Below are 21039 nucleotides of genomic sequence, written 5' to 3' on the forward strand. Positions count from 1 at the left end.
AATGTATTTATTTATGTATTTATTTATCCTGCATTAATGGACAGTGGGACCGGAAATTCAGAGATAAGTAAAGAAGGTATGTAGGGAATGAAGTAAATCCTCATTGATAAATATGTCATTTTATTCGACTATAGAAAAAATACGGTAAAGGTGGGAACAAAGGAATTGAGGCTACGATTCAAGCTGGTAAGTATTCATTTTATTGTTTTGTTAATGTTAAGTGTAAGTTTTGTCGTATATGTACCAAAAGAAGTATATGGATCCACGACAAACTTAGAAGGTCTAGGTGATATATCGCGTTATAATGCAGTTGTCTTTGGTAACCATAAAGCAATAGGTGGCGACATTGAAGGAGCAATTGCAGTTCAAGGTGATATGGATGCATCGGGGTATACGATTGTAGGTGCTGCAGCGGGAACATCTAATATAGTAGGTGAAAAATGGGGTGATGAGGGATATCCGTCCTTGTTATTGTCTGGAAAATTTAAGAAATCAAGAGAAGAATCTTTTATCATTCAAAACGGAATAGTCGTAATGACAAAAGAGAGTGATCCAGATCGCATCATACAATCCTCTTATGATCGTATCGTTTATAAAGAAAAACTAGAAATTGACGCGAAATTTAATGAATTTCGCAATATAGTGAACCAAGTCAGTAAAAATGCAGGTCAATATAAAACGAATACCCCAATTCCAAATATGAGTCATGGAATCGGAAAAGATATAAACAATCCTAATATTTATGTTTCATCAGAATTGACAGGGAAAATTAATTTAGATATAAGAGATGTATTTTTGCCCAATGCTAAGGACAAAGATTTTATTGTAATGTATTCAGATGCAATAGAGGTTACATTTAAAAATGGGTCTATTCTATATGACACGAACAATATTGGAAAGGCTACAGATATAGTTCCTACATCACAACCATATTCGCCTAATTCCCCGTTTACTGAGCTATATGGGAAAATGATTTGGGTTTTTCCAAATGCGAAAAAAATTACAACAGAGGGATATGGTGTAGTTGGGAGTGTGTTTGCTCCCAATGCTGTATTAGAAACAAAAGGCGGTTCGATTAATGGACAAGCATTTGTTGGTGCGGTACAACAAACTGGTGGATTTGAGTTTCACAATTTCAAATTTAACTGGAAACATTGGAACAAGCCTAGTACAGGAAAAGTAAAAATAAAAAAGGTTGATAGTAATAATGATAATAAAAAATTGGTGGGAGCAAAGTTTAAAATTGAAGATTTAAATGGGAAAATAGTTGGAGAACTAGTAACAAATGAAGAAGGAGAAGCGATATCAAAAGACTTACCAATAGGAAACTATACTTTAGTGGAAAAAGAAGCACCTAAAGGTTACGAATTATCAAAAGATAAAATAGCTGTAAAAGTAGAGAAAGATGCAGAAGTAGAAATTAAAATAGGAAATAAGAAATTGCCAGATCCAATGGGAAAAATGAAGCTTGTGAAAGTAGACATAAGTGATAAAAATAAAAAGCTAGCAGGAGCAAAGTTTAAAATTGAAGATTTAAATGGGAAAATAGTTGGAGAACTAGTAACAAATGAAGAAGGAGAAGTAATATCAAAAGACTTACCAATAGGAAACTATACCTTAGTGGAAGTAGAAGCACCTAAAGGTTACGAATTATTAAAAGATAAAATAACTGTAAAAATAGAAAAAGATGCAGAAGTAGAAATTAAAATAGAAAATAAGAAATTGCCAGATCCGACTGGGCAATTTGAAATTGAAAAAGTTGATGATAAGGATAGTGAATTAAAGCTAAAAGGCGCTGTATTTCAAGTGTTAGATAAAGAAGGGAAAGAACTTAGTAGATTAATAACGGATGAAAAAGGAAAGGTAATTTCCAACCAATTAGCAATTGGAAAGTATACGATTAAAGAAATAAAAGCACCGAACGGATACATGTTACTTAGAGATCCAATAGAAATAGAAATTACAGAAGCAGTAAAGACACAAAAAATAACAGTGAAAAATGCGAAGAATAATTGGGTAATTCCTAATACTGGTGGGAGCGGAACAACAATTTTTTACGTAATTGGTATTATGCTAATGTTTGGTGTGCTATATTTCTGTAAGAAAAATCGTATATTATGAACTAATTTTATAGAGTTAGACAGATTGTTGCGTTAGAGAGTTTTTAGGGCATGAGTTCGGTATTGTACTGGACTCATGTTACTACATTTGTTGAAGGAGGAAGGATAATAGTAAACATAGAATATATTAATGAATTAAAATGTTTAAGAGGTGAACATGGTGGCAATAAAACAAGACGAAATTAAAGTAGTTGTCGGAGCTGGAGTGTTTAATAATAATCCAGGCTGGATTCAAACGCAAGAAGATGAACTTAACTTACTAGATAAAGCTACGTGGGAAGAAAGATTTGAATACAACTCTATTTCAGCTATTTTAGCTGAGCATGTATGGGAACACCTTACTTTTGAAGAAGGTGTAAGAGCAGCTGAAATTTATTATGAATTTTTAAAACCATCTGGTCATATTCGGTGCGGAGTCCCTGATGCATTCTTTCAGGATGAGGTATATCAAAATATAGTTCAAATAGGGGGACCCGGTCCGAAAGATCATCCAGCAGCAAGTCATAAAATCGTTCATAATTATAAAACATTAACGAAAATGTTTGAAACTGCTGGATTCGAGGTAGTTTTACTTGAATACTGTGATGAAAATGGTCAGTTTTATTACAACGAATGGGATGCAAACGACGGTGTTATTTTCCGTTCGAAAAGGTATGATTCTAGAAATAAAGGCGATAAGCTTGGTTTTCCATCGCTAATTGTCGATGCGATTAAGCGCTAATCATTCAACAAAAAAGGAGTTAATCCTATGATTTCATAAGTCGCAAATGCGGCTTTTTTATTTGTACGTAAATCTATATTTAATTTTCAATACTATATAACTCGATTTAGAAAATATTTAAGTTTTTCTCAGCACCATTCACTTTAAATTAACACTTCGTTGACATAAATATTTATTTTATATTTATATTCGTGTAAAATGAAATGAGAACATACATTCTATATAAGGAGGCAATCAAAATGATAGCTGAAATTGGGAAACTAAATGATGGATATATTGTGAAATTTGAACGCCAATTTCCATATACGGCAGAAGAAGTTTGGTCTGTATTAACAGAAAACAGTAAGCTGAAAAAATGGATGTCCAATTTACAGATTGAAAGCCTTAAAACGGGTGGAATAATAAAGTTCGACATGATGAACGGTTCATTCATAAACATTGATATTTTAGAGTGTCAAGTAAACTCAGTACTTGAATTTACTTGGGATAAAGATCGTGTCCGATTTGAAATACATAAAGAGGAAAATGGTACCCTTTTATTCCTTAAAGAGTACATTCATGAATTAACAGATCATACACCGAGAGATATAGCTGGTTGGCATATTTGTTTAAATCTTTTTTCTTACGTTTTAGAAGGAGAAGAGAAAGAATTTTCTAAAGATGAATGGCAACAGTGGTTTGAAATATACAAGGATAAGATTCATGAAGTGAGAGGATAATTGCATAATAGGTAATATTCATTATGTAATTATTATATTTTAAAAATGCTTTTGTGAATAAATAAGAATAGAGGTTAATATGAAAGTAAATCAATTAATTGCTAATAACATAAATAAATTAGATGCAACTATACCGTTTAATAAATCGTTTGGAATTGCTGGGTTATCTGGATCGGGTAAAACAACTTTTTGCCAAACAATTGGTGAAGAGTCAAAAAAACGATTAGTTTCTTTATTACCAAAGGCTGAATATCAATATTTATTTCCTAACATTATGGAAACAAATTTTAGTGCTATTAAGATGGAAGAAATGCCATTAGTACTTTTTCTAGGAAAATCATCGATTTCGTCTAATCCGCGTTCAACGATTGGTACTCATACTGGTGTTTTTACAGAGGTTCGGGAAAAACTTGCTGAAGTATTTAATCTTTCTCCAGAGGTCTTTTCATTTAATAATCAATTAGGCTGGTGTACTGGTTGTAAAGGCCGTGGTACTACAAAAAATGTTGAGTGTAAAAAATGTAAGGGAAAACGTTATAGTGAAGAAATTGAACAATATGAAATTGATTTGTTGGAAAAGCCACATTCAATCTCAAATATTAATGATTTAAGTGTTGAATCTATTCTTTCACTAGCAAAAGAATTAAATATTAGTGAGGAAAAACAGCATATACTGCAAAATATTATTAATATGAACATTGGTTATTTAACATTAAATCGAATTATGGGTACGTTGTCAGGTGGGGAGTTAACACGACTTTATCTGGCTGAATTCATGGCAGTAAGTGAAAATGCTGTAATTATTATTGATGAGATTTCAGTTGGACTTGATCATGAAACATTATTACAAATTTCGGAAGAGATTAAACGATTAGGGTGTAAAAATCAAATTTGGCTTATTGATCATTCAGATACGGTACTAGATACAACTGATGAGCAATTGTTCTTTGGACCTGGTAGCGGAAAATATGGCGGGAAAATTGTGAAAGAATCACCAAGACCAAAGTCAATACTGTGGGAGCGAAATAAAGAAATACCAACAGAATATTATACATTCTATGATTTATATTGCCGTAATATCCAAATGGCGGAGTTTCAAATTCCTAAAAACAGGCTTGTAACGGTTACAGGAGAATCGGGATGTGGAAAATCTACACTTGTCAACGAATGTCTAGCTACAGATTTTTTAAAACGATATCCAAAAGATAAATTAGTTATGGTAGGACAAGACCGAAATCAATCAATTACAAGTCGATCAACTGTAGCAACTTTCCTAGATATTAAAAAGAAACTCACAAAGTATAGTGAAGACATTGATGATATTTTTGAGCGCTCGATTGAGGATATTATTGATGAACTTCCAAATGAAGATATCGCTTATAAACGTTTGAGCTTACTAATTAAATTAGGGCTTGGCTATTTAACATTAGAGAGAAAAACACAAACATTATCGACAGGTGAGTTTCAATGTGTTCATTTAGTTTCGGAATTATTTGCAAACACTAGAAATCCACATACATTATTCATTTTTGATGAGCCTTCAAAAGGTTTATCACAAAATATTTTAAATCAATTTATCGATAGTATTAGAGGTATTCTGCAAGATGAATCAGTTTCTATCATTATGATTGAGCATAATCGTTACATGTTAGAAAGCTCTGATTATATAGTTGATTTTGGAAAAAGGCAGAATGAATCTGTAGAGCATTTGGATGTTGTTAATCATGAGGATTACTATCGTCAAAAAAGTAATGTGAATAGCACAGAGAAAATAAATATCTCTTCAATGCTTAAGCAGAAAAAAGGAGTTCACTATTTAGAAGAAAATCATATTAACTATTTTAAAAATGCCGAAAATGTTTATAAGGGCGGTATTTTAAAAAGTTTATCATCAATGGCTAGGTTAATTTATGGTGAATATGAATCTGATACAATCGCACCTGTTATTGCTATTGATCTTGAAAGACATTTATATAGTCAATATAGTTTCTTATATGAGATTGGTGGATTAATTAATCATATTGTAGCTGCTCATCCAATTAATAAAGATACGAGAAGTTTTGATTTCTATTCACAGGACAATCATTGTCCATCTTGTTCTGGACGTCTTCAAATTGAAGTTTTTGATAAAGATATTGCCATTCAAGATAAAAGTGTTCCATTTTGGGATGGGCTATTCGATCAAGAAATCATGAAGGTATTAAAATTTTATCAGCATGAAAAAATAGAATTTCTATTCGAAGAAATAAAAAATGAGCTTGGTCACGATTTGTCAAAGAGCTATAATGATATGTCAGAAGAAGAAAAGCATACGTTTTGGTACGGATATTTTGAAAAATCATTTTATGATAAAAAAGGAAAGACACGCAGAACATGGGTAGGGTTTAATACAATTATTGGTGGATATATTGTTATTTCAAAAGCACCTATTAAAGAAGAAATTAAGAGTTCAAAAAAAATGATGAAATGTCCAATTTGTGAGGGGACGGTTTTAAATCATCATAAACCACTTAAATTTGGTAACGTAGATATTCGTGAAATAATCAATCAGCCTATTAATAAAGTATTGAAAATAGTTGGTGATTTACCGGCACTTGTTAAATTGAAGTCTATTGTTGGTGGCGATATGGTATTGACGGAAGATGTTTCTTTATTGCCAAGAAAAGCACAAGTTGCATTGAAAATGTTTGAATTAGAACAAGCAAGCTTTTCAAACTATGAAATGGTGTTACAAAATGTCTTACCATTCTGGAGCGAAATAAAAGGAAATATCGAATCCATTAGTGTTAATAATCAGGTAACTGTTTGTGATTTCCCTAATGTTTATGAAACGAGAGAAACCATTATAGATAAGTATTTCACAAATGGTAAATATAAAAAACTTACGTATGTATACGAAGCGTTTGGATACAAAAAATTAGTTACCCAAATTAATAAAATTAAAAAAAGTAATCCATGTCCATTTTGTAAAGGTAAGAAAGTGATAACCGAAGATAATCTACATGATGGTGTCTTTAAACTAACAATTCCATGTGTAACTTGTAATGCAAGTGGTATTAATGACGAAGGGTTAAAAGAAGTTGTCGAGGGCGTGGATGTACAAACGTGGTTAACTGGAAAAGTAAGTGATGTTGTGAATGAAAGCTTATTAACAGAAGCTGTTGGACAAATACCCATTTTCAATCGCATACGTGAGTTGGATAAACGAGATATGATGGCGGTTTATGAATGTCTTGAGAGTAATCAGTAAATTTTATTAATATATGTTTTATTAACATAAATTAATAAAACATATATTCTTTATAATGTATATATTAGCGCAGTATGATTAATACAAGGTAATGAAAGAAGATCCAATTTCTTAATATCAAAATTAAGAAATTGGATCTTTTAGTATTTTTATGTCTCCATACAATATTTTTCAATAAGAAAAGAAGTAATATGAAGGAGAGATACAAAACAAATAGTGATAAACGATTAATATATTATGTAATTATTATATTATAAAAACGAAAATTAAGGTTTAAAATGGTTCGTAAGTGATATGTTTTTGTTTATTAATCTATTTTTCATTGTCTGATTTTTTAAATTTAACAGAAATATATACTTGAATGAAGTATATATTTCTGTTAAATTTATCCTATGGATAGAACAAGTTTAATTAAAGGTCATTTAGAAATGTGTGTATTATCTATTTTGTCGAAAAAGAAAAGTTATGGTTATGAGATTATGAAAGAACTTGAAATAAACAATTTAAAATTGAAAGGAGTAGGAAGTATTTATCCTATTTTAACTAAGTTGAAAAATCAAGAGTGGGTTAACACTTATCAAGAGGTAACAGACAGTGGTAAAGTGAGGATTTATTATGAAATTAATGAAAATGGGAAAATACGTCTTGAGAAGAAAATTAATGAGTGGTTAGAATTGCAATTGGACATTCAAACATTATTAAAAAGTGGTTTGAAAGGAGACCTTCTGAAATGAGGAATAAATTGATAGGTAAAGAAAAGCAATTTTTAAGAGACGTACTTAAGGAATTAAAGCAATACGATATTAGTTTAGAAGAAAGGGAAAATATTAAGAGACAAATATTAGAACATATTCAAGAGTGTCATGAACATGGTGAAGACAGTATAGATGATTTAGGTACCCCTCAATTATTTGTTAAAGATTTTATAGAAATAAATGAAATTGATTTACAAGTTAAAATGAAACAACTTCAAAATGAAAAAGGAAAATTCAACACATTTATCTTACGTGGCATATTCATCGCAATTATTACTTACCTCATCTCGCAAACTACATTTTCAATATTTTTAACTGAATCATTTAATTCAACTAATAGCAAAAATACATTTAATTATAATATTTTATATCGCATATCAGAGAATCAATGGTGGAACGTTTTATTAATAATGATTAGCTTTATGCTCTCTGTAGTAGTGTTTATTAGCTTAGTAAGTTATAAAAAAAGAAAGCTATCTAAAGTATAATGAAGAAAACTATCTATAAACTATTTCAAATCTATATTCTTTGTAATGTAATAGTATTATGTATCATTTATCCAAAAGCATATGCTCAGCAAGATATTAAAGCTACTTTAGATAAGTATATTGAAAAATTTATAAAGGAACAGAATATTCCAGGGGCTGCTGTTGCAATTGTACATAATAAAGATGTATTCTTCACTAAAACGTGGGGGATTACTGGGGAATCTGAAAAAAAAATAACTAGTAAAACACCATTTGCAATCGGCTCAATAAGCAAATCTTTAACAGCTTTAGCTATAGTAAAATTAATAGAAGACAAAAAGATAAAATTAGAGGATTCAGTTCAACAACATCTTCCTTGGTTTAAACTAAAAGATTCTCAAATATCCTCATCTATAACAATCCAACACCTTTTAACTCATACAAGCGGAATAAACACATATGAAGGCTTATTAATATCAGATAAGCAATCCAAAAGTTCTACAGCATTAAAAGAAAATGTAATGAGACTTTCAAATGTAAAATTAACTGCTCTACCAGGAGAAAAATATCAATATAGTAATGCGAATTATATTGTTTTAGGTGCACTTATTGAGGAAATTACAAATGATACATATTCCTCATATATGGAAAAACATGTTTTTCAGCTATTAAATATGAATGGTGCGGCAGCAAGTAAAGAAACTGCATATGAAAAAGGCTATTTAACAGGTTATCAGTCATGGTTTGGCATACCAAGAAAAAGTGTAGTATCCTATGATAATGCCGGGGCACCGTATGGTTATATTACCGCAAATTTGGAAGATATGATTCAATTTATTATGTTTTTGAATCGACAAGAAGATACTCAATTTTTAAAGAAAGAAAACATCGACCTTTATCTTACACCACTTTATAACATAAATTCAGAAAAAAGCTATGGTTTTGGATTAAGAACAACAAGTATAAATGAAAGCGAAACGATGATTTGGCATTCAGGATCAACGCCCGATGCTCGTACAGAAATATTTACTTTAAATAAAAGTGGCTGGGGTGGTGTGATTTTAACAAATAAAAATCATGTATTAGAAGAACCAGCACTTTCAGTATTAAAAAAGGGGATTATTAATATTTTGAATGAAGAAGAACCGGTTGATCCCCATAAAAGCATACCATTTACACAAATTGTTATGTCTACAGTTATACTCGCGCTTTTCATTTCATCAATTATGTTAATTAAAAAATATAAACATAAGGAAACTGTAAAAAAATTAACTTGGTTATTCGTAGGGGCTCTATTCCTACTATTATCTATTATTTTCATCCCACTTCTTACTTATTGTACAAGCTCACCATGGCGTACGATAAAAATATTTGCGGCAGATGTAGGTTTACTTACAAGTATTATAGTAATTTTATTAGCTGTGAACGGATTATTATCAATCTTTATAGGCATAAGACAGAAGAGTATATAAGGGTAAATAATTAAAGAAATATAATTCAAACGTTATAAACAGTTGACCCTCACACAATGTCATTGTTTAAGATAAAGTTGAGCTTCAAAGTAGATGTAACTTATAGGAGGAAATCATGTTTAAAATAGGGGATTTTTCAAAACTATCTTCCATTAGTATACGAATGTTGAGACACTACGATAAAGTGGAATTACTACAACCAGTAAAAGTCGATGAGCAGAGTGGATATCGATTTTATTCAGCAGACCAATTAAAAAAAGTAAATCAAATTCAAACGTTAAAAGCTATGGGGTTTAATATTGCTACTATTAAAGAAATAATAGAATGCGATAATATAGATACCATAAAAGAGAAATTTTTTAATCGTAGTGCTCAAGTTAAAGAAGACATGAATAACCTCCAAAAACAATTCCGTCTCCTCGAAGACTCAATGAAAATGATGAGAGAGGATGTTGTTGAGATGAATTATCATGTTTCAATAAAAGAAATTCGAGAAAGAACTGTAGCTAGTGTTAGAAAGATTATTCCATCGTATAATTGCGAAGGTGATTTATGGAGTATATTGATGCAAGAAATTCAAATAGGAAATATTAGTATTGACCATCCAAGTTATAGTATTGCGGTTTTCCATGATAGTGAATACAAAGAAAATGATGTAGATATAGAAATACAGCTAAGTATTCTTGGTAAGCACGAAAATACAAAAGACGTTGCATTTAAAAAGATTGAATCAACTCATGTAGCTTCCATAACAGTTAATGGAAGTTATGAACAGATGACAGCTGTAAATGAAGCTGCGGCAAAATGGATTGAGACAGAAGGTTACGAATTAGCAGGCCCAATGTTTAATATTTATCATGTGAGCCCAGCGATGGAATCGGATCCTAATAAGTGGGTTACAGAAGTTTGTTATCCAATAAACAAATAAGTAATAAAAAAAGGCATGTTTTATGCCTTTTTTATTTTATTAATATCTCAAAATATATAAATCTTCCTCTTTACAGTTTTCGTATCGGACTATATAAGGCAATAAAGACTTCAATTATTTTAGTAAAAGCAGCTAAAGCAAATATAAATACAGGATTGTAGGCTGAAATAATTCCACCTACTAATGCCCCCAATGGCATAGATAATCGTGTAAGTACACGAGAAAAACCTAAAACACGTCCTTGCAAATTGGATGGAACAGTTTCCTGCCGAATTGATGTAACAATCGTATTCCATGTGATATTACATGTCATCGCGATTCCGAAAGCAATTCCGGGAGCAAGCCAATATGTACTCCACAAAGCAAATGTTAACCCAAGCGCTCCTAAAAATAGGAGTAAAGGAATAAGTACACCACGTCGAAATTTCTTTTCTAAAGGAACGGCAATTAAGCTTCCTAAAAGCCCACCTATTCCTATTAAAGTATAATTATAGCCACTTTGTGCGGAGGTAAGATTTAATGTCGATAATAAATAATACATAAGTACACCTAAAACAGCACTTGCTCCAAAGTTACCTACCATAGCTTGAAGTGACAAAGCTATATTTAACCGATCATTTTTGAGCCATTTAAATCCATCAAACAAATCATTTAGTACATTTTGCAATGTTTTTTTATCAGTATTCTTTTTATTTAAGTTTTTCATAGAAGGTAATATAATCACAGCAATTAATGTAGCAATAAATGAAAGAACATTAATCCAAAGTACTTGAAAGCCGCCAATAAAAGATATGAAAAGCCCAGCTATGATTGGACCAAACAAACTAGCCAATTGATTAACCATTTGATATAAAGAATTAGCCTTCGTTAATGATGCACCTGCGATGTGTGGAATGACTGTAACTGTTGTTACATCAAAAAGCATGGACATAACTGCTAAGATAAAAGTAATTACGTATAAATGCCAGACTTCTAATATATGTAATGCATGTAAAATTGGTACGAGACTTACTAAAATAATATTGGTGATATCTGCCATCCAAAGTAACTTTTTTCGATCATATCGATCAACTAGTACACCAACTAAAGGGCCAAATAAAACGATTGGCAATACGTTAACAGCAAATAAAGAACTCATAATTACAGCTGAACCAGTTAATTGATAGGCAATCCAAGGCAGTGCAAAAGTATATAGTGAATCCCCGATTCGTGAAATGAGTAAACCAAAAATAAAAATCTTGTATTCTTTTGAAAAAGTTGTCTTGACAGTTAATCTTTGTTCTTGTACAAATTTCACAATTGTATGACCTCCCTTTTTTATAGAGGAACTTGAAAATAATCCGTCCAATACGTATTAAATATAGAATTCTGTAAGAAGTTGTTGAATCCTACCTTTATAAGGTTAATTTTATATAAAAGTGTAGGGAATAGAAATTAGGACGGCTTTTATTGGATGAGGCGGAATGATTCGAGAACAAAAAGGATTGCTAGATAAAGAGTTAATCTTACGACCTTTTCCACAACTTTTGTTTTAGCAGAACTAATAAAAGAGAATCCTATATTACTTCAGCAATGTTTAAATTAGCAACAAAAGCCACTGTAATAAGGGGCTTTTGTTGCTAATAATTTAATGATATGTGTACCCTCCATCTGGAAATAATACATTACCCGTAGTAAAACTATTTTGCATTAAATATAGAACAGTATGTGCAATTCCATTATTATGGCCAGGCCTTTTTACAAGAGAAAGAGATTTATAAGATTCATAAGCATTATCAAGAAATACCACCTAAAGTAGAATATAGCTTAACTGAACATGGAAAAACAGTCAGTACTGTTTTGGATAGTATGTGTAGTTGGGGAAGAAGACATTTAGAACATATAGTTAAAGATAAACTATAAAATTGTTATGTAAACTTAATGTACTGCGAAGTGAAATGTTGTTTTAATAATTTTTATTTTATAACATATAATTAAACAGTGTTGCAGGTTATATTACATATTTAATTTATTTTTACAAAAGGGAAGTTATAAGGTGAATGAATTAGAGTACAAAAACTTTTATGATAGAGTAGGAAGATTAAATGGATGGGATTTTAGTAAAATAAAATGTGAAACTGTAGGAGATATATGGGACTTTTATGGGGAAGTGAAAAAAAGATGTAAACCATCAGCCACTCTACTTGATGTTGGTACAGGCGGAGGGGAAAATATACTTAATATAGCATCTTCGGCTAAATTGTTAATTGGAATTGATAATTCTAACGGTATGATTGAAACGGCACATTCTAACTTGAAAAAATCAGGTGTACAAAATGTTGAGTTTCTTCAAATGGGTTCTGAAGCTTTAACATTTCCACATGCCCATTTTGATATTGCTTCAAGTTGTCATGCTCCGTTTCTAGCATCTGAGTTAGCAAAAGTAATGAAACGAGGTGCTTTTTTCTTAACGCAACAAGTAAGTGAGAATGATAAATTAAACCTGAAAGAAGCATTTGGCAGAGGACAATGCTTAGGTGAACGAGATGGCACTTTAAAAGAAAAGTATATGGATGAACTTATTAGTGCAGGATTTGATCTCGTGCAAGTACGTGAATATGATGTTACTGATTATTACAATACGCCTGAAGATCTCATTTTCTTATTAAAACATACGCCTATTATTCCTAGATTTGGAGAAGAGGAAGAGGATTTTACTATTTTACAAAAGTTCATTGACACGAATAGTTCTGAAAAAGGGATTCATACAAATTCAAAAAGATTTATGATTATCGCTGTTAAATTATAATATATTTTAGCGTAAAAGCTGCTTTTCATTTAAAGAAAAGCAGCTTTTTGTGTGGAAAAGAATACAGGAAATACTTGAAAATAATAGAAATAAATAAAGTGTAAATCATAATATGGAGGATAAATGTTTTGAAACGTTACTATATTAGCAATGAAAAAATAAATGTACATATTACTGAATGGGGGAATAATGACAAGCCCGTTATCTTTTGTTTACATGGATTAGGTAGTACGAGTTTAAGTTTTATAGAAATTGCTGAGGAATTAAAAGAAGAGTATAGATTTATCTCCGTTGATGCACCTGGACATGGTAAAACACCGCCATTTGAAAGAACAGAAGATTATGAGATGCAGAATTTAGCAAATTGGTTAAATGAAATAATAAATGAATTGAGAATCGAATACTTCTATTTTCTATCACATTCATGGGGAAGTTTTGTAGCGTTATTTTATTTGTTACATCATTCAGAAAAAGTACAAGGAAGTATTCTTATTGATGGTGGATATCAAACAAAAAGGCTTCAAGAAAAAACGTTGGAAGAAGAAATTGCTTATTATGAAAAGGACTTTGATGAATACGTTTTTAATAATTGGGACGAATTTTTCAAAAGTGAAAAAGAAGCTTATACTAGGTGGTCTTCATTGTTAGAAGTTGCTGTAAAGGACCTAGGGATCGAAATGGATAACAAAGTATGGTGGCATGCCAGGGGGAATACAGCTAGTAATATAATAAGAGGTATGCATAAAGATGAAACGATAGATATATATGAGAAGCTGCCGGCTAATATTGTATTACTCCGAGCTACAGTTCCACAAGTTTGGGCGGATTATAGAGATAAGACAGTAAATGTTTTCAAAGAGAAAACGGACAGTATAGTAAAAGTAATTCCTGATACTACACACATGTTGCACTGGGATAAACCAGAAATTGTTATAGCAGAAATAAAAAATAATTGGAGCTAACATATTCATACTAAAGTTGTAGTTTCTATATGAAAAATCCATCCTTCCGTTTGATTTTATCTATTTATAAGTGTAATACAATACGAATAGATAATAAGAAATGAGGGGGAATGTAAAGTGATTACACATATATCAGATATAAAACTACAAACGGTTTCCATAGAAGGGGTAAAACAAGTTTATAAGGACATATTATCTTTTCCAATAAAAAAAGAAACAGCATCCTTCATTCAATTTGAAGTAACACCTTATACAACAATTAGTTTTCAAGAAGTGTATGAACCAATTGCACCTGCACATGTTGCTTTTGAAATCCCATATTCAAAATTTCATGAAACAGCAAGATGGCTTGAGGAGTCTGGATTACTCATTGCGAAATGGAAAGATGGTCATATAATTGATGAAGAGGATGGTCGATTCAATTTATACTTTAAAGACGGAGATGGAAATCTACTCGAAATTATCGCGCATAGTTATGTTAAAGAAGATGTATTAGTACCGCAGTCACCTTTAAACATTTTATATGTAAGGGAAATTGGTCTTCCTGTTAAAAGTGTACCTATTTTTAGGGAATGGCTGAAATCAAATCTAAATATGAAAACGATGGAAGACGGGGATATTTTTAACTTTGTAGTTGGTGGCACTGCTTATGTCGTCGCAACTTGGTGGCAGCGACCTTGGATTCCAATCGCGATGAAAGCTCTATCACCGAAAGTACACGTTTCTTTCGGAACACCAGACGTCGCATTTTTACAGCGAATCCAAAATAACTTTAAGAAAAATGGTGTATCATTTGAATATAAATGTAATGAAGTATCATTTATTGAGCAAGGATATACATTTTCAATTGTGCATACATCAGAGTTTCATTCTGATATTCCTAAACAATTAAACTTACCGCTTTCTATTTAAGGATGGAAAGCGGTAAGTTTTTTGTATATTCGTGAAGAAGGTTTTAGCTAGGATTATAGTGAATTTAAAGAGAGGTATAAGGTGTTATTTTAATTTATGTTAAGGGGAGAAATGAAGTGGTTTTAGGTAATCCAATTGCAAAAGGGAATACAGCAGAAATTTATTTAACTGATGATAAGGTTGTAAAATTATTTAAAGATTACCTCCCAGATACAGAGTCTATGAATGAAGCAAAAAAACAAAAATATGCTTATTCATGCGGGCTGCCAGTTCCAAACGTATTTGAAGTGACAAAGATACACGATAGACAGGCAATTATTATGGAATACGTAAAAGGGGACAGTGTTGGTGATCTCCTACTTAATAATTTAAATGAGGCAGAGCGTTATATCGGACTTTGTGTTAATGAGCAAAAAAAGATCCATGCTATACGTGTGAATACAGATGAAATGGAGTTAATGAGGAAAAGGTTAGAGCGTCAAATTAAATCTGTACATAATTTGGATGAAAGCAAAAAGAAGAATATATTACAAAAATTAGATTCTATTACATTTGATTTTAGGCTATGTCATGGAGATTTCCATCCATTTAATTTGATTTTGAGTAAGGAAGAGAAAGTGAAAGTTATAGACTGGGTAGATGCAAGTTCAGGTGATATTCGCGCAGATGTATTTCGAACATATTTGTTGTACTCACAAGCTTCGGTAGAATTAGCTGAGATGTATTTACATATATATTGCAGTCGTACCGGCTTATCAAGAGATGAAGTTTTTCAATGGGCTCCTATTATTATTGCAGCTAGATTTTCTGAAAAAGTATCACCGCAAAAAGAAGTGTATTTGAAAAGATTATTGAATCAGTATTTATAAGTCATAAAAAAGGCTGTCAGCAAATTAATAAATGCTGTTGTTTAACCAAAGTTTCCTTGTAGTTAAACAACAGCGTTCTTAAATATTGATATAGGTATTCTTATTTTCGATCTTCATCCTATAAAGGTTCATAATCCGTACTTGTTCCTCCTTTAATTTAATAAATAATGGAAACTTGTCTATCATCTCTTTTGGTAGTTCATTTTCCTCTTGGTAGCCTTCAAATAGTGCTTCTGTAATAGAATGTTCATAGTCAACGATATTCCCATTTCCAGCAAATGAATATTCTATCGCACTATAAATAGGAACGGCTAAATTGAATATGTAAAAATGTTTTTGGAATGAATCCAAGAGAATATCAACTTAACAAAATGTCTATTCAATCATTTCTTAAACTAAATTTAAATAAAGAAGGGGCGTTTAATATGAATATTTCTAGAAAAATAGAGGTTGAACAGTTGCGAAATAGGAAGAGTGAGCTATTTGATAAAGAGGTACTTAACATATTAAATGGTCAAGTTATGTATGAAGAATTTAAAAATAAAAAGCTAATGGGTGATTCTGATTATGCACCATTTAATGAGGCGATGTGTGTGAACCCTGCTACTACACAAGTTTTTGATGAGGACTTTATTAAAACAAGAGCGGAAGGACATAACAGTTCAGTAGAAAGTTATATAAAAAAGGTTATAGATCCGTTAGAAAACCTTTTTACGAAAAAGTATAAATGTATTGTTCTATGGTTTGGTGAAGATATGTTTTGCCAAATGAACCTACTTACCATACTTTCTCACCTTGAACAGTCTGCTTATGAAGGGAAGGTATACTTAAATAGCTTTAGAGAGGATGAATTTAAAGTAAATCAAATTGAACTTGAATTGGGGAATTACTCTTCTATATACAATGAAGTATTAGTAAACCATAAAAAGACCTCCCATAAGGTACCACCTGTAATGTATCAGGCTATAGACTTATTTTTAGAAATGTTAACAGAAGATAATGCAGTAATGAAATTCATTTCTAAAAATAAAGATTTATCAACTCAAGAATTATTAAAGAAGTTGTTTCATCTTTTTCCTACAATCGGATATGGAGATACTCAGTACATAGAACTGATTAATAAAATAAAGAAGAAAACTACACCTAAAATATAGATGTAGTTTTCTTCTTATATTTGTTCAAGTAATTCTAATTCTTTTTCTACAAATAGCATTAGTTCTTTAATTGTTTCACCAGAAAAATCAAAACGAATACCGGCTGCATTATACACTTCTTTTATAGGTTGCGAGCTTCCTAGTGATAATGCCTTTTTATAATTTTCTAGTGCTTGCTTAGGATCCTCTTTATATTGTTTATACATTTGTAATGCACCAAGTTGGGCGATCGCATATTCAATATAATAAAATGGTACTTCAAAAATATGGAGTACAGGTAACCAACTCGTTGCTATCCAGTTTTCATAGCCATCAATATGTATGACGCTAGACTGAAAATGTTTTTGAAGTTGCAAGTATTTTTCATTTCTTTCTTCAGAAGTATGACTTGGATTTTCATACAGCCAGTGTTGAAATTGATCAACAATAAGCATGACAGGTAAATATGAAATAACATCTTTAAAGAAGTTAATTTTTGCTTGTTTTAAATCTTTTTTGTCTGTATAGAAGGTATCCCAATAATTAAGCGAGAATAATTCCATTGTCATACTGGCTAGTTCAGCTGTTTCAGCTGGAATTTCTATATACTGTCGTAATTTTAATGGTTTTATGAGTTCGTTATGAATGCTATGACCCATTTCATGTATAAAAGTGATAATATCATCTTGTGTATAATTTAAGTTCATAAAAATAAAAGATAATTGTGAAGCTGGTAAGTACTCACAAAAGCCACCAGCTGCTTTTCCTTTGCGGCTTGTTAAATCAAGACAATCGTGTTTATACATTTGATTTAAAAGTGCTGAAAATTCAACATCTAGTTTATTAAAGATATGAGTGCTCTTTTCAATTAAATCATTTTCATCTGCAATAGGTTTAAGCACTTTTTGATCTGGAGTTACAGCTGATACATCCCACGGGCGAAGCGTATCAACTTGCAGTTTTTCTTTTTTCTCTAGCATTATTTTATCTTTAAGAGGCACAACATACTTACGTATGGATTCGGCTAGTTCATAGCAATCTTTCGCTGAATAATCAAAACGCTCGTATTTTTTGAACATATAATCGCGATAATTCTCTAGTTGAATATTTTTTGCTTTTTGATGGCGAATTTCAATTAATTGATTTAATATGTTTTGGAGTTCTTTTTCAACAGATAAAAATTGTTCAGAAATAATAGTTTTTGCCTTTTTACGGATGTCACGATTCGAATCTTGTAAATAGGATTGTAATTCTGTTATCGTTTTTTCTTCTCCGTCCCAAATTCCACTTAATCCTCCAGTGATTTCAAAGTACTCTGTGACTAATTTGTCTTCCTGTATTTCTAATTCGATATTTTCCTCACAAAATAACTTTTGAGCATTTTTTATTTTTGCATCTAACAAACCATATACGTTAGAATCTAATTCCATTCGAAAAGGTGACTCTAAATATTTATTATCCAATAAATTTTGGTACCGCTTTAAAAGAGGCTTTACAAATTGTTGATCATGTTCAAAAGTTCCCTTTATTTCTTCATCATCCGTATTACATTGAAAGGCGATGTAATGTGATCTTAATTGTTCTTCGATTTCCCAAATTACTTTTGACTGCTCTTTTAACCAATTTTCAAGGTCTAGTTTTGAAGAAATCATCTTATTTAATAAAGTCGAAAGAGTTTTTTCCAATTGTAGTACATTACTAATATCAATCGTATTTACACGTTGCATTATATATCCCTCACTTTTTATTTATTCATAGAGATATTCTATTTATTAATTGTAATTCCCTTGTTAAGTGGGGAAAATGTGAAATAATGTTAAATTTAATAATTATAGAAGGTATTTATATGTGAAAGTAAAAGTTTATCGTAAATGAAAATTTACGGAGGGAAGTGCAATGAAAAGAGGAAAGAAGTTGATTGTATTTTTATTTTCAATTGCTGTATTGTGTGCTTGTGAGCCTGAAATGGAAGAATCTAAAAGTGAAGATTCTATAGTTATGGGTATTGTTACAGCGACAGTCAAGGAGGAATCTTTTTTTAGTGCTGCTATAAGAGATGAAAAAGAAAGGATAGTAGATTTAGAGATTGCTGATAGCGAAAATGCTAACGAAATAAAAAAAGAAATTAATAAAAGATTGCAAATTCAAGGCATTATGTCCTATAAAGTAAATATATCTCAAAGAAACCAGGAGATTGTAAATGCAGAACAAAGATGGCAGTTAGTTTTTGGACAGATATTTGATGACGTATTCAGAAAGAATGGATATGAAGGGTTTGGTATTCAGCAAATAAATTATAAAAAGAATCAACCTGCTACCATTGATATAAAAACTAAGATTAGCGATGGTGAAGTAAGGGCGAGAGAACTTGGACAGAAAATAGAAAAAGAAGTTGAAGGGGTACTTAAAACAGAAGCAGTAAAGAAATGGATTGAAAATGATTCATACGCTATTGGGATTTACGATATAGATGATCGGAAAATTAACTAATTGAGGAATGAATGCTATATGAATATAAAATCGATATAATTAAATAGAAAATTGCTGAAGGAGGTGTAATATGTATAAGTATTTACATATTTTAAACGACATAGAAAATATGATTCAAAATGGAGAAATAAATGAAGGAAAGAAATTACCGTCTATACGGTCACTCGTTACGCAATATGAATGTAATAAGGCGACAGTTATACGTGCGCTTCATGAATTAGAAAAGCGTCATATTATATATTCTGTCCCTCAAAGTGGATATTACGTTGTTAAGAAATCTGGGAGTACCATAGAAAATAACGAGATAATTGATTTTGCTTCCTCAGCACCAGATCCAGATGTTTTCCCATATTTAGATTTTCAACATTGTATTAATAAGGCTATTGATACGTATAAAAATGATTTGTTTGTATATGGAACGCCGAAAGGGTTACCATCTTTAATACCAGTTATTCAAAAACAACTAGCAAATTATCAAGTCTTTACAAAAGAAGAAAATATTTTTATAACGTCAGGTGTTCAGCAGGCACTTGCTATATTAACTTCCATACCATTTCCGAATGGAAATGAAACTGTATTAATTGAACAGCCAACATATCATCTATATATTGATTATCTAGAAATAAATAAAGTTCCTGTAATCGGTATTAGACGTACGAATGAAGGTATCGATTTGAATGAATTGGAGCAAATATTTCAAACTGGAAAAATAAAATTCTTCTATACGATACCGAGATATCATCATCCGCTTGGAACGTCTTATTCTAAAGATGAGAAAGAAAAAATCACACTATTGGCTAAGAAATACAATGTATTTATAGTGGAAGATGATTATTTAGCAGATTTAGAAACTGATTCAAAAGCAGATCCGTTATATAGCTTGGATAATTGTAGTTATGTCATATATTTGAAAAGTTATTCGAAGATTATTTTTCCAGGTTTACGGGTTGGAGTTGCGGTCATCCCACGATCCATTGCAACTGCTTTCTATACATACAAAAAAATACTAGATATTGATAGTCCGATGATTTCTCAAGCGGCTTTAGAAATTTATATAAAGAGCGGTATGTTTGAACGTCATAAAAGTAAAATTAATTCTTCCTACTACAATAGATCAATAAAACTAGCAGAAACATTAGAAAAAGTGCAAAATGAAAATTCATCATTATTTACATATAATAGACAAAACACACTTGGAATACACACTTGTTTAGAAATGCAGAAAAACATAGTTACAGAAACACTTATACAAAAATTAGGTGAAATTCAAATAAGTGTCGATACTATTGATAAGAATTATATGAGGGATTTTCCTAAAGAAAAACTATTAAAATTAAATGTTTCGAATGTAAAAGAAGATAAGATTGAAGAAGGTATTCGTAAAGTAATTGAGGAAATCAAGCAATCAAGACAGTTGGATTTTCAGTTTAGAAAAGAATAATTTGAATTAGGA

18 protein-coding genes and 2 pseudogenes are annotated in these 21039 nt (G+C 31.0%); 16 read left to right on the forward strand and 4 right to left on the reverse strand.

The genetic code is table 11. From position 1 onward, the window contains the following. Window positions 1–165: 165 nt before the first annotated feature. The 8 genes from N2V80_RS12335 (at window position 166) to N2V80_RS12370 (ending at window position 10432) form a co-directional block, all read left to right on the forward strand. Entirely contained in the window at window positions 166–2121 is a 1956-nt protein-coding gene (locus N2V80_RS12335; RefSeq protein WP_080451011.1) for a SpaA isopeptide-forming pilin-related protein, read from the forward strand. A 156-nt stretch (window positions 2122–2277) separates the two neighbouring features. Further along, window positions 2278–2841, forward strand: coding sequence for a class I SAM-dependent methyltransferase (locus N2V80_RS12340; protein WP_000225729.1), 564 nt, complete (start codon window positions 2278–2280; stop codon window positions 2839–2841). Between the two features lie 239 nt (window positions 2842–3080). Continuing rightward, on the forward strand, window positions 3081–3560 hold the full coding sequence (locus N2V80_RS12345) for an SRPBCC family protein (RefSeq protein ID WP_000559838.1): 480 nt from the start codon (window positions 3081–3083) through the stop codon (window positions 3558–3560). A 79-nt stretch (window positions 3561–3639) separates the two neighbouring features. Beyond that, on the forward strand, window positions 3640–6810 hold the full coding sequence (locus N2V80_RS12350; protein WP_000867758.1) for an ATP-binding cassette domain-containing protein: 3171 nt from the start codon (window positions 3640–3642) through the stop codon (window positions 6808–6810). Window positions 6811–7202: 392 nt separating this feature from the next. Next, on the forward strand, window positions 7203–7544 hold the full coding sequence (locus tag N2V80_RS12355) for a PadR family transcriptional regulator (protein WP_000376286.1): 342 nt from the start codon (window positions 7203–7205) through the stop codon (window positions 7542–7544). Then, complete coding sequence (locus N2V80_RS12360) at window positions 7541–8053, forward strand: hypothetical protein (RefSeq protein WP_001244705.1); 513 nt, start codon at window positions 7541–7543, stop codon at window positions 8051–8053. Before N2V80_RS12355 ends, N2V80_RS12360 begins: the two co-directional genes overlap by 4 nt. Further along, window positions 8053–9504 carry a serine hydrolase domain-containing protein gene (locus tag N2V80_RS12365; protein WP_000751428.1) on the forward strand — a complete coding sequence of 484 codons (1452 nt, stop codon included), beginning with the start codon at window positions 8053–8055 and terminating at the stop codon, window positions 9502–9504. The genes N2V80_RS12360 and N2V80_RS12365 overlap by 1 nt, the downstream gene beginning before the upstream one ends. A 115-nt stretch (window positions 9505–9619) precedes the next feature. After that, window positions 9620–10432 (forward strand): MerR family transcriptional regulator, encoded by an 813-nt coding sequence (locus N2V80_RS12370; protein ID WP_061654635.1) that lies wholly within the window; start codon window positions 9620–9622, stop codon window positions 10430–10432. A 70-nt stretch (window positions 10433–10502) separates the two neighbouring features. On the opposite strand, the gene N2V80_RS12375 is transcribed toward N2V80_RS12370, so the two are convergent. Next, window positions 10503–11729, reverse strand: a complete 1227-nt coding sequence (locus N2V80_RS12375) for an MFS transporter (protein WP_000673886.1) — start codon at window positions 11727–11729, stop codon at window positions 10503–10505. Between the two features lie 330 nt (window positions 11730–12059). Further along, window positions 12060–12203 (reverse strand): annotated as a pseudogene (locus tag N2V80_RS12380) (SDR family oxidoreductase); the annotation flags it as partial. Here N2V80_RS12380 and N2V80_RS12385 point away from each other — a divergent pair. From N2V80_RS12385 to N2V80_RS12405, 5 genes and pseudogenes are all read left to right on the forward strand, one after another. Next, a pseudogene (locus tag N2V80_RS12385) lies at window positions 12200–12334 on the forward strand (winged helix-turn-helix transcriptional regulator); the annotation flags it as partial. The pseudogenes N2V80_RS12380 and N2V80_RS12385 sit on opposite strands and share 4 nt — an antisense overlap. A 133-nt stretch (window positions 12335–12467) precedes the next feature. Further along, window positions 12468–13220 (forward strand): class I SAM-dependent methyltransferase, encoded by a 753-nt coding sequence (locus N2V80_RS12390; RefSeq protein ID WP_001003863.1) that lies wholly within the window; start codon window positions 12468–12470, stop codon window positions 13218–13220. A gap of 128 nt (window positions 13221–13348) precedes the next feature. After that, window positions 13349–14182, forward strand: coding sequence for an alpha/beta fold hydrolase (locus N2V80_RS12395; RefSeq protein WP_061654675.1), 834 nt, complete (start codon window positions 13349–13351; stop codon window positions 14180–14182). 117 nt (window positions 14183–14299) lie between these two features. Beyond that, complete coding sequence (locus N2V80_RS12400) at window positions 14300–15094, forward strand: VOC family protein (RefSeq protein ID WP_000627936.1); 795 nt, start codon at window positions 14300–14302, stop codon at window positions 15092–15094. A 116-nt stretch (window positions 15095–15210) separates the two neighbouring features. After that, window positions 15211–15963, forward strand: a complete 753-nt coding sequence (locus N2V80_RS12405) for an aminoglycoside phosphotransferase family protein (protein WP_061654674.1) — start codon at window positions 15211–15213, stop codon at window positions 15961–15963. Window positions 15964–16041: 78 nt separating this feature from the next. Here the strand turns inward: N2V80_RS12405 and N2V80_RS12410 are convergent, their stop codons facing one another. Beyond that, complete coding sequence (locus N2V80_RS12410; RefSeq protein ID WP_061654673.1) at window positions 16042–16314, reverse strand: hypothetical protein; 273 nt, start codon at window positions 16312–16314, stop codon at window positions 16042–16044. Here N2V80_RS12410 and N2V80_RS12415 point away from each other — a divergent pair. Beyond that, on the forward strand, window positions 16305–17117 hold the full coding sequence (locus N2V80_RS12415) for an AraC family transcriptional regulator (protein WP_253859287.1): 813 nt from the start codon (window positions 16305–16307) through the stop codon (window positions 17115–17117). The genes N2V80_RS12410 and N2V80_RS12415 overlap by 10 nt on opposite strands. A gap of 14 nt (window positions 17118–17131) precedes the next feature. Here N2V80_RS12415 and N2V80_RS12420 read toward each other — a convergent pair whose 3' ends face one another. Continuing rightward, entirely contained in the window at window positions 17132–18823 is a 1692-nt protein-coding gene (locus tag N2V80_RS12420; protein ID WP_061654676.1) for a M3 family oligoendopeptidase, read from the reverse strand. A gap of 169 nt (window positions 18824–18992) precedes the next feature. Between N2V80_RS12420 and N2V80_RS12425 the strand changes: the two genes are divergently transcribed. Together N2V80_RS12425 and N2V80_RS12430 are read left to right on the forward strand one after the other, a co-directional pair. Continuing rightward, complete coding sequence (locus N2V80_RS12425; RefSeq protein ID WP_061654798.1) at window positions 18993–19586, forward strand: DUF4030 domain-containing protein; 594 nt, start codon at window positions 18993–18995, stop codon at window positions 19584–19586. Between the two features lie 70 nt (window positions 19587–19656). After that, entirely contained in the window at window positions 19657–21027 is a 1371-nt protein-coding gene (locus N2V80_RS12430; protein WP_098559737.1) for an aminotransferase-like domain-containing protein, read from the forward strand. Window positions 21028–21039 lie beyond the last annotated feature (12 nt).

Source organism: Bacillus sp. FSL W8-0640, assembly GCF_038007725.1.
In the GTDB taxonomy this organism is placed as follows: Bacteria; Bacillota; Bacilli; order Bacillales; family Bacillaceae_G; genus Bacillus_A; species Bacillus_A cereus.